Origin of the sequence: Lysinibacillus irui, from assembly GCF_028877475.1 — a bacterium.
Classification (GTDB): Bacteria; Bacillota; Bacilli; order Bacillales_A; family Planococcaceae; genus Lysinibacillus; species Lysinibacillus irui.
On record NZ_CP113527.1, the window covers coordinates 4,285,271 to 4,301,035 of the forward strand.

A 15,765-nucleotide genomic window follows, 5' to 3' on the forward strand; every position below is an offset into this window, starting at 1 on the left:
AGGCGTCCCTACAGATTGGTTTGAAATTAGCATAAGCTAAAATTATTTTTGGATAGAAGCAACTACGCCAGCGCCTACAGTACGGCCACCCTCACGGATAGAGAATTTAGTACCTTCTTCTAGAGCGATTGGAGCGATAAGTTCAACTGTCATTTCGATGTTATCACCAGGCATTACCATTTCAACGCCTTCTGGTAAGTTACAGATACCTGTTACGTCAGTTGTACGGAAGTAGAACTGAGGACGGTAGTTAGAGAAGAATGGAGTATGACGGCCACCCTCTTCTTTTGATAAAACGTAAACTTCAGCTTTGAAGTTAGTGTGTGGAGTGATTGAACCTGGTTTAGCTAATACTTGACCACGTTGGATTTCTTCACGAGCTACACCACGAAGTAAAGCACCGATGTTGTCTCCAGCTTCAGCATAGTCTAATAATTTACGGAACATTTCTACACCAGTTACAGTAGTAGATTTAGCTTCTTCAGCAATACCGATGATTTCAACTACGTCACCAACTTTAACTTGACCACGTTCAACACGGCCAGTTGCAACTGTACCACGACCAGTGATAGAGAATACGTCCTCTACTGGCATCATGAATGGTTTGTCAGTTTGACGTTCTGGAGTTGGGATGTAAGAATCTACAGCGTCCATTAATTCAACGATTTTTTCTTCCCATTCTGGTTCACCTTCAAGAGCTTTAAGAGCAGAACCTTTGATTACAGGAATATCGTCACCTGGGAAGTCATATTCAGATAGTAGGTCACGGATTTCCATTTCTACTAATTCTAATAATTCTTCGTCGTCAACCATATCACATTTGTTCATGAATACTACTAAGTATGGAACACCTACTTGACGAGATAAAAGGATGTGTTCACGAGTTTGTGGCATTGGGCCATCAGCAGCAGATACTACTAAGATACCGCCGTCCATTTGAGCAGCACCAGTGATCATGTTTTTAACATAGTCAGCGTGTCCTGGGCAGTCAACGTGTGCATAGTGACGAGTAGCTGTTTCGTATTCTACGTGAGAAGTATTGATTGTGATACCACGCTCTTTTTCTTCTGGAGCGTTATCGATGTCAGCGTAAGATTTAGCTGTACCACCCATTTTTTTAGAAAGAACTGTAGCGATTGCAGCAGTTAAAGTAGTTTTACCATGGTCAACGTGTCCGATTGTACCAATGTTAGCATGCGTTTTAGAACGGTCAAATTTTTCTTTAGCCATTAGAGATTGCCTCCTCAAAATTGTATGTTTTAGATTTAAAATTTATAGAATGAATGCTGATAGAGAACGGGCCCATCCCCTATCCTGCAATCATAGCTTACAAATTAGTTATACTTTATGCAAGATGAAATTTCAATTATTCACCTTTATTTTTTTTGATGATCTCTTCAGAGATTGATTTAGGTACTTCTTCATAATGATCGAATACCATTGAGAATACACCACGACCTTGCGTTGCAGAACGTAAAGTTGTTGCATATCCAAACATTTCTGAAAGTGGAACCATCGCACGAACAACTTGAGCGTTACCGCGAGCTTCCATACCTTCTACGCGGCCACGGCGAGAAGTGATGTTACCCATGATATCACCAAGATATTCTTCAGGAATTACAACTTCAACTTTCATCATTGGCTCTAAAAGAACTGGGCTACATTTTGATGCAGCAGCTTTAAGTGCCATAGATGCAGCGATTTTAAATGCCATTTCGTTTGAGTCAACATCATGGTATGAACCATCGAATAATTTCGCTTTGATGTCGATTAATGGATAACCAGCGATTACACCGCGGTCAAGCGAGTCACGAAGACCTGCTTCAACAGCTGGAATATATTCACGTGGAACTACACCACCAACGATAGCATTTTCGAATTCAAAGCCTTTACCCTCTTCGTTTGGAGAGAACTCGATCCATACGTCACCGTATTGACCACGACCACCAGATTGACGAGTAAATTTACCTTGAACTTGAGCAGAGCCACGGAATGTTTCACGGTAAGATACCATTGGAGCACCAACGTTAGCTTCTACTTTAAATTCACGACGCATACGGTCAACTAAGATATCAAGGTGAAGCTCACCCATACCTGAGATGATTGTTTGACCAGTTTCTTGGTCTGTATGTGCACGGAATGTTGGATCTTCTTCTTGTAGCTTTTGTAAAGCTTGACCCATTTTATCTTGGTCAGCTTTAGATTTAGGTTCTACAGAAAGAGAGATAACTGGCTCTGGGAACTCCATAGACTCAAGGATAACAAGGTTTTTCTCTTCACAAAGAGTGTCACCAGTTGTTGTATCTTTAAGACCTACAGCAGCTGCGATATCACCAGCGAATACTTTTGAAATCTCTTCACGGCTGTTTGCGTGCATTTGTAGGATACGACCTACGCGCTCACGTTTACCTTTTGAAGAGTTTTGTACGTATGAACCTGATTCAAGAACACCAGAGTACACACGGAAGAACGTTAATTTACCTACGAATGGGTCAGTCATAACTTTAAATGCTAAAGCTGCGAATGGCGCCTCGTCTGAAGATGGACGTTCAGTTTCATCACCATCTGGAGTTGTACCTTTAATAGCAGGTACATCAACTGGAGATGGTAAGTAGTCGATAACTGCATCAAGCATTTTACGAACACCTTTGTGTTTGAATGCTGTACCACAGATTACTGGATAGAATTCTACTGCGATTGTCGCTTTACGGATAGCCGCTTTAAGCTCTTCTTTAGTAATTTCTTCACCAGCAAAGTATTTTTCCATGATTTCTTCATTAACTTCAGCAATTGCTTCGATTAACTTTTCACGGTACTCATCTGCTTGAGCTTGATATTCTTCAGGAATTGGTTGACCTTCACGTAATGCTGTACCTTCTTCGTTATCGTAGTAAGTTACATCCATTTCTACTAAGTCAATAATTGCTTTGAATTCATCTTCCGCACCAATTGGTAATTGGATTGGATGAGCATTTGCTTGTAAACGCTCGTGTAAAGTACCTACAGAATATAGGAAGTCTGCACCCATTTTATCCATTTTGTTAATGAATACGATACGTGGTACACCGTAAGTTGTAGCTTGACGCCATACAGTTTCTGTTTGAGGTTCAACACCAGATTGAGCATCAAGTACAGTTACTGCGCCGTCAAGTACACGTAAAGAACGTTCTACTTCTACAGTGAAGTCTACGTGTCCAGGAGTATCGATGATGTTTACGCGGTTGCCTTTCCATTGAGCTGTTGTCGCAGCAGAAGTGATTGTGATACCACGTTCTTGCTCTTGCTCCATCCAGTCCATTTGAGAAGCGCCTTCATGAGTTTCACCGATTTTGTGAATCTTACCTGTGTAATAAAGGATACGCTCAGTTGTTGTTGTTTTACCAGCATCAATGTGAGCCATGATCCCAATATTACGAGTATTCTCTAGAGAGAATTCGCGTTTCATTAGGTATTTCTCCTTCCATATTGGGCTTATGCTATGTTTAGATTACCAACGGTAGTGAGCGAATGCTTTGTTCGCTTCTGCCATTTTGTGCATATCTTCACGTTTTTTAACTGATGCACCAGTGTTGTTAGAAGCATCAAGAATTTCGTTAGCTAAACGCTCTTCCATAGTTTTTTCACCACGAAGACGAGAATAGTTAACTAGGTAGCGAAGACCTAAAGTTGTACGACGTTCTGGGCGTACTTCAACTGGTACTTGGTAGTTAGAACCACCAACACGGCGAGCACGTACTTCAAGAACTGGCATTACGTTATTTAGAGCAGCTTCGAATACTTCGATTGGATCTTGACCAGAACGTTCTTTAACTAGTTCGAACGCACCGTATAAAATCTTTTGAGAAGTACCTCTTTTACCATCAATCATCATTTTATTGATTAAACGAGTTACTAGTTTTGAATTATAAATTGGATCTGGTAACACGTCACGTTTGGAAACAGGACCTTTACGAGGCATGTGTTTTCCTCCTTTCATTGAGTAAATAACTTATATATTTTATATTATTTTTTTTCTTTAGGGCGTTTTGTACCGTATAGAGAACGTGATTGCATACGACCGTTTACACCAGCAGTATCAAGAGCACCACGAACGATATGGTAACGAACACCCGGTAAGTCTTTTACACGACCGCCACGGATAAGAACAACACTGTGCTCTTGTAAGTTATGGCCTTCACCAGGAATGTACGCAGTAACCTCGATTTGGTTAGTTAAACGTACACGAGCGTATTTACGTAACGCTGAGTTTGGTTTTTTAGGCGTCATTGTACCTACACGAGTACAAACACCACGTTTTTGTGGAGATTTAACATCAGTTAAAGATTTTTTAAATGAGTTATATCCTTTGTTTAACGCTGGTGAATTTGATTTCGTGATTTTAGATTTACGAGGCTTACGTACCAATTGGTTAATTGTAGGCATCGATTTTTCCTCCCTTCATTCCTTCTTTTTTTAATACCACACATCCAGGTGGTTCATTTTTTGGGTAAAAACAAAGTCTTTGTGCTTTTTACACAAAAACTACTCTACAGTAATCGCAACTACTGCAGCTCCAACATGGATTCCACAGGCCTTGCCCAGTTCCTTTTTGGACTCAACAAGAATAACTGGTATACCGATTTCTCTCGCGAAAGATATGGCCGAATCGGTTACCCAATTGTCTGCATCAAGTGCCACAAAAAGTTCTTTCACTGAACCAGCTTGCATTGCTTTTACTGCTTGCTTTGTACCTATGATTGTTTGACTAGCCCTTACTTTATCATAAGACATTTTCATATCCTCCGAAGTACAGACAGTTAACTATCAACCTTCAATATATTATCATTACCAGATTACACTGTCAACCAATATCTTTAAAAAGTCCGAAGAGATGATGAAAATACATCTCTTCGGCCCTATTTTAATGTTTATTCAGCAGAAACGACTTCTGTGTCAAGCTCATCTTTTTCGATGCGGATTTGACGATAACGTTGCATACCAGTACCTGCTGGAACAAGCTTACCGATAATTACGTTCTCTTTTAATCCAAGAAGCTCATCACGTTTACCCTTAATTGCTGCATCTGTTAACACACGAGTTGTTTCTTGGAATGATGCAGCAGATAAGAATGACTCTGTTTCAAGAGAAGCTTTTGTAATACCAAGGATCACTGGACGACAAGTTGCAGGGTTTTTGCCATTCATAACAGCATCTGCATTTGCCTCTGAGAATTGGTGGATATCTAGTAATGAACCTGGTAGTAATTCTGTATCACCAGCTTCAATTACACGAACTTTACGAAGCATTTGGCGAACCATTACCTCAATGTGTTTATCCCCAATTTCTACCCCTTGCATACGGTATACTTTTTGAACTTCTTTTAATAAATATTCTTGAACAGTTGAAACGTCTTTGACTTTTAGCAATTGTTTTGGATCGATAGAACCCTCTGTTAAAACTTGACCACGTTCTACATTATCACCTTCGATAACTTTTAGACGTGCATTATAAGGTGCTTGGTATTTACGAGTTTCTACGTCACCTTGAATAGTAATTTCTTTTAAGCCTTCACGAATTTCTGTGATATCTGAAACAGTACCAGCAATTTCTGAAATAACAGATTGACCTTTTGGATTACGTGCTTCAAAGATCTCTTGGATACGTGGAAGACCTTGTGTAATATCATCTCCGGCAACCCCACCTGTATGGAATGTACGCATTGTTAATTGTGTACCTGGTTCACCGATTGATTGAGCTGCAATAATACCAACTGCTTCCCCAACTTCAACCTTTTCACCTGTTGCCAAGTTCATGCCGTAACATTTTTTACATACGCCATGTTTTGTATTACATGTAAATGCTGAACGGATTGTCACTTCTTCAATACCAGCCTCGATAACTGCACGAGCGATATCTTGGTCGATTAATCCGTCTTTTTCTAGAATCACTTCACCAGTTTCAGGATGGAAGATTGTTTTCTTCGTATGACGACCAACAATACGCTCATCAAGAGCCTCAATTAATTCAGTGCCTTCCATTAATGCGCCAATTGTTAAACCGCGGTCAGTACCACAGTCATCTTCACGCACAATAACATCCTGTGCAACGTCAACAAGACGACGAGTTAAGTAACCTGAATCGGCAGTTTTTAGGGCAGTATCGGCAAGACCTTTACGAGCACCGTGAGTAGAGATGAAGTACTCTAATACTGTTAAACCTTCACGGAATGAAGATTTAATTGGAAGTTCGATGATACGACCAGCCGGGTTGGCCATCAGTCCACGCATACCAGCTAACTGAGTAAAGTTAGATGCGTTACCACGGGCACCTGAATCAGACATCATGAAGATTGGGTTTGTTTTCTCAAGTGATTTCATCAGCTTCGCTTGAATTTCATCTTTCGCAGCACTCCAACTTGAGATTACACGATCATAACGCTCATCTTCTGTGATGAAACCACGACGGAATTGCGCTTGAACTTTATCCACTTTTTCTTGAGCTTCAGCTAAAATTTCACCTTTATCTGGTAATACCACGATATCAGATACACCTACTGTAATACCAGCACGTGTTGAATATTTGAATCCTAGGTTTTTCATGCGGTCAAGCATTTTAGATGTTTCAGTAATGTGGAAACGTTTAAATACTTCTGCAATGATATTACCTAAGAATTTTTTACGGAATGGATTTACAACTGGTACAGATGCAAAATATTTACGTAATACAGCTGTACGTTGTGCATCGATTTTCCCTTTTTCATCAAGATTTTTGTAAGCATTATCTGATTCAAGCTCTTTTAGCGTTTCTTCGTCAATTGTTAAATTAGCGAAGTATTTTTCAGGTGTTTCATGCTCTAAGTTGAAATCAGTTGGCTCATTGATGTACGGGAATGACTCAGGCAATATTTCATTAAAGATAACTTTACCAACAGTTGTTAATAAGAACATATTATTTTGTTCTTCTGTGAATGTTGGGTTATTTAACGAACTTGCTTTAATAGCGATACGTGTATGCAAATGTACATGACCTGTGTCATAGGCAATTAACACTTCATTTGGACCATAGAATACAGTACCTTCACCACGAGCACCTTCACGTTCAAGTGTTAAGTAGTAGTTACCTAATACCATATCTTGAGATGGTGTTACAACAGGTTTACCGTCTTTTGGATTCAGGATGTTTTGCGCAGCAAGCATTAGAAGACGAGCTTCAGCTTGTGCTTCAGCTGATAACGGTACGTGAACCGCCATTTGGTCACCATCGAAGTCAGCGTTATAAGCTGTACATACTAATGGGTGAAGACGGATCGCACGGCCTTCAACTAGTGTTGGTTCAAATGCTTGAATACCAAGACGGTGAAGCGTTGGTGCACGGTTTAGTAGTACTGGATGCTCACGGATAACATCTTCTAAAACGTCCCATACGTCGTTGTTTAAACGTTCGATTTTACGTTTAGCAGATTTAATGTTATGTGCAAGACCACGTTCTACTAGCTCTTTCATTACGAATGGCTTGAATAATTCGATCGCCATTTCTTTCGGTAAACCACATTGGTACATTTTTAAGTTTGGACCTACTACGATAACGGAACGACCAGAATAGTCAACACGTTTACCAAGTAAGTTTTGACGGAAACGACCTTGTTTACCTTTCAACATATGTGAAAGTGATTTTAATGGGCGATTACCTGGACCAGTTACAGGACGTCCACGACGACCATTATCAATTAGTGCGTCAACAGCTTCTTGTAACATACGTTTTTCGTTTTGTACGATGATGCTTGGAGCACCTAAATCTAATAAACGTTTTAAACGGTTATTACGGTTAATTACACGACGGTATAAATCGTTTAAATCTGAAGTTGCAAAACGTCCACCATCTAATTGCACCATTGGACGAAGCTCTGGTGGAATAACAGGTAGTACATCTAAAATCATCCATTCAGGTGAGTTACCTGAGTTACGGAAAGATTCGACAACTTCAAGACGTTTGATCGCACGAGTACGTCTTTGACCTTGTGCAGACTTTAACTCTTCTTTTAAAGATTGTGTTTCATCTTCTAGGTCAATTTTGCCTAATAATTTTTTGATTGCTTCTGCACCCATTGAAGCTTCGAATGTGTTTCCGAATTTTTCACGGTATGCACGGTACTCTTTTTCAGAAAGTAATTGCTTGCTTTCTAAATTTGTAGCACCTGGTTCAATCACTACGTATGATGCAAAATAAATAACTTCTTCTAATGCACGTGGTGACATATCTAAAATTAGACCCATACGGCTAGGAATACCTTTGAAGTACCAGATGTGAGAAACTGGTGCTGCTAATTCGATGTGTCCCATACGTTCACGACGAACTTTAGCGCGTGTTACTTCAACACCACAACGATCACAAACAACGCCTTTATAACGTACACGTTTATATTTACCACAATGACATTCCCAGTCCTTAGTTGGACCAAAAATACGCTCACAGAATAAACCATCTTTTTCTGGTTTTAATGTACGGTAGTTAATAGTTTCAGGTTTTTTAACCTCACCATATGACCAAGAACGAATCTTGTCAGGAGATGCTAAACCAATTTTCATATATTCAAATTCATTAACGTCTATCAAGGAGCCTACCTCCCTCTAGTATAGGTCTTTATAAAGACTCTTTTACGCAGCTCGATAATCGTTTGCAAAGAATTGCCTCTTTGGCAAAGGATTAGAAATAGAATGATTTATTAAAAGAAAAAGCCAGGCAGGGCGTTAAATCCTGCCCGGCTAATTTGAAAAATAAGTTTGACCTATTCACAACTGTGAATTTGGTTTTCCATTATTCAAAAGACTCTACTGGCTCTTCTTCTGTATCTGGCTGTGGTGCAATGTTAAGTGCGTCAGCTGGTTGAAGATCGTCTTCTTCATCTAGATCACGAAGTTCTACTTCTTCATCATTAACTGTTAACATCTTAACATCCATACCAAGAGATTGAAGTTCTTTAATCAATACTTTGAATGATTCTGGAACGCCTGGCTCTGGTACACTTTCACCTTTAACGATGGCTTCATAAGTTTTCACACGACCAACAACGTCATCGGATTTAACTGTTAAAATTTCTTGAAGTGTATAAGCAGCACCATATGCTTCAAGTGCCCATACTTCCATCTCACCAAAACGTTGTCCACCAAATTGCGCTTTACCACCAAGTGGCTGTTGCGTAACTAGTGAGTAAGGACCAGTTGAACGTGCATGAAGTTTATCGTCAACCATGTGAGCAAGTTTGATCATGTACATGATCCCAACTGATACACGGTTATCGAATGGTTCACCTGAACGTCCATCATACAGGATTGTTTTACCATCACGGTTCATACCTGCTTCTTCCATCGTTTCCCAAACATCTTCTTCATTGGCACCATCAAATACTGGTGTAGCCATATGAACGCCAAGGTAACGAGAAGCCATACCTAAGTGCAACTCTAAAACTTGTCCGATATTCATACGAGAAGGTACACCAAGTGGATTTAACATAATATCAACAGGCGTGCCATCTGGCATGAATGGCATATCTTCCTCTGGTAAGATACGCGAGATAACCCCTTTGTTACCATGGCGTCCGGCCATTTTGTCACCAACGCGGATTTTACGTTTTTGAACAATATAAGCACGAACTAATTGGTTAACACCTGGTGGTAATTCATCGCCATCTTCACGGTTAAATACTTTAACGTCAAGAATGATACCGCCAGCACCGTGTGGTACACGTAATGAAGTATCACGAACCTCACGAGCTTTTTCACCGAAGATTGCGTGTAGTAAGCGTTCTTCAGCTGTTAATTCTGTAACCCCTTTAGGCGTTACTTTCCCTACTAGAATATCACCATCACGTACTTCTGCACCGATGCGGATGATACCACGTTCGTCTAAGTTACGAAGTGCATCTTCCCCAACGTTAGGAATATCGCGAGTGATTTCTTCAGGTCCAAGCTTTGTATCACGAGACTCTGATTCATATTCTTCAATATGAACAGATGTATAGACATCGTCTTTTACAAGGCGCTCACTCATAATGACAGCATCCTCATAGTTAAAGCCGTTCCATGTCATGAATGCAACTAATACGTTACGTCCAAGAGCTAGTTCGCCTTTTTCCATTGAAGGGCCATCTGCTAAAATGTCACGTGGTTTCACACGCTCGCCTACTTTTACAAGTGGACGTTGGTTATATGAAGTACCTTGGTTTGAACGAATGAACTTTTGTAATTTATATTTCGTTAAATCGCCTTTAACCTCTTTACCGTCTACGACTTCAATGCGGCGAACATGGATAGAGCGAGCTTCAACGTGCTCAACAATACCATCATATTTCGCTACTACAGCTGCACCTGAATCACGCGCATCAACATGTTCCATCCCAGTACCAACGAATGGTGCTTCTGGGTTAAGAAGTGGAACTGCTTGACGTTGCATGTTGGCACCCATAAGTGCACGGTTCGAGTCATCGTTTTCTAAGAATGGGATACATGCAGTCGCTGCAGAAACTACTTGTTTAGGAGAAACGTCCATATAGTCCATTTGAGCTTTATTGAATACTGTATTATCCCCACGGAAACGACCTACTACTTCGTCGTTAGCAAAAGTACCGTCTGGATTTAACGGAGAGTTTGCTTGTGCTACGTAGTAGTTATCTTCTTCATCAGCTGTTAAGTAATCAATTTGGTCCGTTACTCGACCTGTTTCATGGTCAATACGACGATATGGTGTTTCGATGAAACCAAATTTATTTACTTTGGCAAATGAAGATAATGAGTTGATTAACCCAATGTTTGGACCCTCTGGTGTCTCGATTGGACACATACGACCATAGTGAGAGTAGTGAACGTCACGTACTTCGAAACCAGCACGTTCCCGTGTTAAACCACCAGGTCCTAATGCAGATAAACGACGTTTATGTGTTAACTCTGCTAATGGGTTTGTTTGGTCCATGAATTGTGATAATTGAGAACTTCCGAAGAATTCTTTAATTGACGCAATTACAGGACGAATATTAATTAATTGCTGTGGTACGATCGCAGCTGTGTCGTTAATTGACATACGCTCACGTACAACACGCTCCATACGAGATAAACCAATACGGAACTGATTTTGTAGTAACTCACCAACAGAACGTAGGCGACGGTTACCTAAGTGGTCAATATCATCTGTAGCTCCTACTTGGTAAAGTAAGTTGAAGAAATAACTTACTGAAGCTAAAACGTCAGCAGGTGTAATATTCTTCACTTCTTCATCAATGTACGCATTACTAATGATATTAATTTCTTTTTGCGCTTCATCTTTTGGTGCATAAATCTTAATAGATTGGATGGTTACATCATCCTCAAGTACACCACCAACTTGTGATAAAGTGCGGAAACCGATACCTTTCGATGAATCTTCAAGGTAAGGTAGGATTTTATCTAAAGTACGACGATCAAGTACAGTACCTTTTTCTACTAAAATTTCGCCTGTTTCTGGATCTACAAGCGTTTCAGCAATCGTTTGGTTAAATAAACGATTCTTAATATGAAGCTTTTTATTCATTTTGTAGCGACCAACATTCGCTAGATCATAACGTTTAGCATCAAAGAAACGAGAGTATAATAAGCTCTTCGCGCTCTCTACTGTTGGTGGCTCACCTGGACGTAAACGTTCATAGATTTCTAAAAGTGCCTTTTCAGTACTTTCAGAGTTATCTTTTTCTAACGTATTACGTAAATACTCGTTATCACCGATAATATCGATAATCTCTTGGTCTGAACCGAAACCTAACGCACGAAGTAACACTGTTACTGGTAGCTTACGAGTACGATCGATACGCACATATACTACGTCTTTTGCATCTGTTTCGTACTCTAACCACGCACCGCGGTTTGGAATAACTGTAGCGCCAAAACCTTTTTTACCGTTTTTATCAGTTTTATCATGGAAATACACACTTGGTGAACGAACTAATTGTGAAACGATAACACGTTCAGCACCATTGATAATGAACGTACCTGTTTCAGTCATTAATGGGAAGTCACCCATGAAGACATCTTGTTCTTTCACTTCGTCTGTTTCTTTGTTGTAAAGACGTACTTTCACACGTAATGGAGCTGCGTAAGTAACATCTCGCTCTTTACATTCATCAACATCATATTTAGGCTCACCTAATGAATAATCGATGAATTCTAATGAAAGATTACCTGTAAAGTCCTCGATCGGCGAAATGTCACGGAACATTTCACGTAAACCTTCTTCAAGGAACCACTCGTAAGACGCCGTTTGAATCTCAATCAGATTTGGAAGCTCAAGCACCTCTTTAATACGCGCAAAGCTTCTACGCTGGCGGTGTTGTCCGTACTGAACTAGTTGACCTGTCAACTCATTCACCCCTCAATAAAGCGATATTAGGTCTTTGCAAAATCATACAAATAGTGTATGATTTCGAAAGACAAAAAGAAAACGAGTCTTCAAAAAGATCTCATTTTCGGTTAACTAAACTTATCTTGGCAAGTATACCCACATTAAAACAAAATTATACAAAAAGGGCATACGACCTCAAAATAATATTTTTGCATTGTATCATATTATCATAGCCGATTTGTCAAGTCAATAAATTATACATATTTCATTTATTTTTTTGCACGTACTATCCAGTATCCTTTTTTCTTCTCAACAACATCGACTTCTGAAAATTTTCCTTCCAAGTAACTCACTGTCGATGGCGCTCCCTGTTTCTTCTGGATTACTACCCAAAGCTCACCTGAAGACACTAGTCGATCATAAGCTCCATCGTAAAAGCGGAAAATCGTTTCCTTCCCCGCACGAATTGGTGGATTCGTTAAGATAGCTGCTGCTTCCACATCGTTATCAACCATCGATAGGCCGTCACTCACAAATATTCGCACATTTTGAACACCGTTCACTTGCGCATTTTTTTGCGAAAGCGCAACTGCACGTTCGTTTATATCCATCATAAAAACGGTACGGTCTGGATTTGTTTTGGCAATCGATAACCCTATTGGACCATATCCACAGCCTACATCAAAAATCGCACCATCAATATCTGGCATTTGAAAAGCGTCTATTAAAACACGGGATCCAAAATCTACTTCGCTTTTACTAAAAACACCTGCATCCGTTTCAAAAGTAAACGAATGCCCCAGTAAATTGAATGTCCAGTGACGTGGTTTACTCTCAGTTTGAGGCTTGCTTGTATAATAATGATCTGACATTTTTTCACGCCTCCTCAGAATGAAGAAAAAAGCTCGCCAAAATGACGAGCTTTCCTTTTGTTAAAAAGTAACGCGAGATTACTTAACTTCTACAGATGCGCCAACTTCTTCAAGTTTAGCTTTGATTTCTTCAGCTTCATCTTTAGAAACGCCTTCTTTAAGAGCTTTAGGAGCGTTATCTACTACTTCTTTAGCTTCTTTAAGACCTAAACCAGTGATTTCACGAACCACTTTGATTACTTTAATTTTTTCTGCACCAGCAGATGCTAATACTACGTCGAACTCTGATTTTTCTTCAGCAGCGCCAGCAGCACCACCAGCAACTACTGCTACAGGAGCAGCAGCTGTTACACCGAATTCTTCTTCGATAGCTTTTACTAAATCGTTTAATTCAAGAACTGTCATAGCTTTGATAGCTTCTAAGATTTGCTCTTTATTCATTATAATTTCCTCCTAATTGGATAATGTTTTATTGTTTGCGATCAGGCCGCAGAAGTGTTGATGCGTATTAAATTACGCGCCTTGTTCTTCTTTTTGTTCTGCAACAGCTTTTGTTGCAAGTGCGAAGTTACGCACAGGAGCTTGAAGTACAGATAAAAGCATAGAAAGTAGACCTTCGCGTGATGGAAGTTCTGCAAGTGCTTTAACATCTTCAACAGAAGAAATCGTACCTTCAATAATACCAGCTTTAATTTCTAAAGCTTCGTTTTTCTTAGCGAACTCGTTGATGATTTTAGCAGGCGCTACAACATCTTCATTTGAGAACGCAATTGCGTTAGGACCAACTAATACGTCGTTGATTCCTTCAAGACCAGCAGCTTCAGCAGCACGACGAGTTAAAGTGTTTTTGTAAACTTTGAACTCAACGCCAGCTTCACGAAGTTGTTTACGAAGCTCAGTTACTTGTGCAACGTTAAGACCACGGTAATCCACAACTACTACAGAAGAAGCGTTTTGGAATTTTTCAGTAATCTCTTGAACTTGTACTTGTTTGTTTTCGATTGCTTTGCTCATGATGACACCTCCTATTAGAATGGGTCATTTATACCGACAAAAGAAAAGCCTCTGAGTCAAATAGACACAGAGGCTGAAAGTCATCATCTTTAAATAAGAATCTGAATTCCGATGTCCTCGGTAGGAACATTAAGTGACAAGTCACTCCTACTGTCTACGGTACAAATGGATAATTCACAACAGCAATCATGATATCATGTATTATTGCTGTTGTCAACATATATATAAATTATTTTACTACTACATTAGCAGCGTCAATTTTAACAGCTGGACCCATTGTAGTTGTAACGTTTACAGATTTCATGTAAGTACCTTTAGCTGCAGCAGGTTTTGCTTTTTGCACTACATCAAATACAGCTAAGAAGTTTTCTACTAATTTTTCTGCTGAGAAAGAAACTTTACCGATAGGAGCGTGGATGATACCAGCTTTATCAGCGCGGTATTCTACTTTACCAGCTTTGATTTCTTCGATAGCTTTTGTTACATCAAAAGTAACTGTACCAGTTTTAGGGTTTGGCATTAAACCTTTTGGTCCTAAAACGCGTCCAAGTTTACCAACTTCACCCATCATGTCAGGAGTTGCTACGATTACATCGAAATCAAACCAACCTTGTTGGATTTTTTGGATGTACTCTGCATCACCTACATAGTCAGCGCCAGCTGCTTCAGCTTCTTTAAGTTTTTCACCTTTCGCGAATACTAATACGCGTTGAGTTTTACCAGTACCGTTTGGAAGCACTACTGCACCACGGATTTGTTGGTCGTTTTTACGAGTATCAATACCTAGACGGAAAGCAACTTCTACAGTAGCGTCGAAGTTTACTGTGCTAGTTTTTTGAGCAAGTTCGATTGCTTCTTGAGCACTGTATAGTGAGTTACGATCAATTAATTTTGCTGCATCTTGCAGTTTTTTACCTTTTTTAGCCATTATATATTTCCTCCTTGATTGTGGTTATAGCGGATTTTACCTCCCACGAATAAAGGTTGCGTGTTCACAAAGAAACTTCGCAACCTTCCAAAAAACAAAACATCAAGTAAATGGGATTAGTCTTCGATAACAATACCCATGCTTCGTGCAGTACCTTCAACCATTAACATAGCAGCTTCTACTGAAGCAGCGTTAAGGTCTGGCATTTTAGTTTCAGCGATTTCGCGAACTTTATCACGTTTAACCGTTGCCACTTTTTTACGGTTTGGTTCACCAGATCCAGATTGGATACCAGCTGCTACTTTAAGTAGAACTGCTGCAGGTGGAGTTTTTGTAATGAAAGTGAAAGAACGGTCCTCGAATACTGAAATTTCAACTGGAATAATAAGACCAGCTTGATCAGCAGTACGCGCATTGAATTCTTTACAGAATCCCATGATGTTCACACCCGCTTGACCTAATGCAGGACCAACCGGTGGAGCTGGGTTAGCTTTACCAGCAGGGATTTGAAGTTTTACAACTTTAATAACTTTTTTAGCCACGAGACACACCTCCTTAAGTCCGTGATGTGGTAATTGGGTTGCCCCTCCCACTCAATATCTGTCTGTC

The 15,765-nt window shown here is 39.9% G+C and carries 12 protein-coding genes and 1 other annotated feature; all 12 genes read right to left on the reverse strand.

What is annotated here, in order from left to right:
• Window positions 1-42: 42 nt before the first annotated feature.
• Complete coding sequence (tuf, locus tag OU989_RS21650; RefSeq protein WP_274794957.1) at window positions 43-1,230, reverse strand: elongation factor Tu; 1,188 nt, start codon at window positions 1,228-1,230, stop codon at window positions 43-45.
• A gap of 136 nt (window positions 1,231-1,366) precedes the next feature.
• Entirely contained in the window at window positions 1,367-3,445 is a 2,079-nt protein-coding gene (gene fusA / locus OU989_RS21655; protein WP_274794958.1) for an elongation factor G, read from the reverse strand.
• A 42-nt stretch (window positions 3,446-3,487) separates the two neighbouring features.
• Window positions 3,488-3,958, reverse strand: a complete 471-nt coding sequence (rpsG, locus tag OU989_RS21660; protein ID WP_004233610.1) for a 30S ribosomal protein S7 — start codon at window positions 3,956-3,958, stop codon at window positions 3,488-3,490.
• 44 nt (window positions 3,959-4,002) lie between these two features.
• Window positions 4,003-4,422: a 30S ribosomal protein S12 gene (gene rpsL / locus OU989_RS21665; RefSeq protein ID WP_004233609.1), complete on the reverse strand. Its 420-nt coding sequence runs from the start codon at window positions 4,420-4,422 to the stop codon at window positions 4,003-4,005.
• A 99-nt stretch (window positions 4,423-4,521) separates the two neighbouring features.
• Window positions 4,522-4,770, reverse strand: a complete 249-nt coding sequence (locus OU989_RS21670) for a ribosomal L7Ae/L30e/S12e/Gadd45 family protein (protein ID WP_132362679.1) — start codon at window positions 4,768-4,770, stop codon at window positions 4,522-4,524.
• A 137-nt stretch (window positions 4,771-4,907) separates the two neighbouring features.
• Window positions 4,908-8,591 carry a DNA-directed RNA polymerase subunit beta' gene (gene rpoC / locus OU989_RS21675; protein WP_274794959.1) on the reverse strand — a complete coding sequence of 1,228 codons (3,684 nt, stop codon included), beginning with the start codon at window positions 8,589-8,591 and terminating at the stop codon, window positions 4,908-4,910.
• A gap of 202 nt (window positions 8,592-8,793) precedes the next feature.
• On the reverse strand, window positions 8,794-12,369 hold the full coding sequence (gene rpoB / locus OU989_RS21680) for a DNA-directed RNA polymerase subunit beta (protein ID WP_274794960.1): 3,576 nt from the start codon (window positions 12,367-12,369) through the stop codon (window positions 8,794-8,796).
• Window positions 12,370-12,611: 242 nt separating this feature from the next.
• Window positions 12,612-13,214, reverse strand: coding sequence for a class I SAM-dependent methyltransferase (locus OU989_RS21685; RefSeq protein ID WP_274794961.1), 603 nt, complete (start codon window positions 13,212-13,214; stop codon window positions 12,612-12,614).
• A gap of 78 nt (window positions 13,215-13,292) precedes the next feature.
• Window positions 13,293-13,655: a 50S ribosomal protein L7/L12 gene (gene rplL, locus OU989_RS21690; protein WP_274794962.1), complete on the reverse strand. Its 363-nt coding sequence runs from the start codon at window positions 13,653-13,655 to the stop codon at window positions 13,293-13,295.
• 72 nt (window positions 13,656-13,727) lie between these two features.
• The gene (gene rplJ, locus OU989_RS21695) at window positions 13,728-14,228 is read right to left on the reverse strand and encodes a 50S ribosomal protein L10 (RefSeq protein WP_025116453.1); all 501 of its coding nucleotides are present in this window, start codon (window positions 14,226-14,228) and stop codon (window positions 13,728-13,730) included.
• A 32-nt stretch (window positions 14,229-14,260) separates the two neighbouring features.
• Window positions 14,261-14,406, reverse strand: a sequence feature (ribosomal protein L10 leader region).
• A 51-nt stretch (window positions 14,407-14,457) separates the two neighbouring features.
• A complete protein-coding gene (rplA, locus tag OU989_RS21700; protein WP_274794963.1) occupies window positions 14,458-15,156 on the reverse strand; it encodes a 50S ribosomal protein L1 in 699 nt (232 codons plus the stop codon).
• 116 nt (window positions 15,157-15,272) lie between these two features.
• Entirely contained in the window at window positions 15,273-15,698 is a 426-nt protein-coding gene (gene rplK, locus OU989_RS21705) for a 50S ribosomal protein L11 (RefSeq protein ID WP_004233593.1), read from the reverse strand.
• Between the last annotated feature and the right edge of the window lie 67 nt (window positions 15,699-15,765).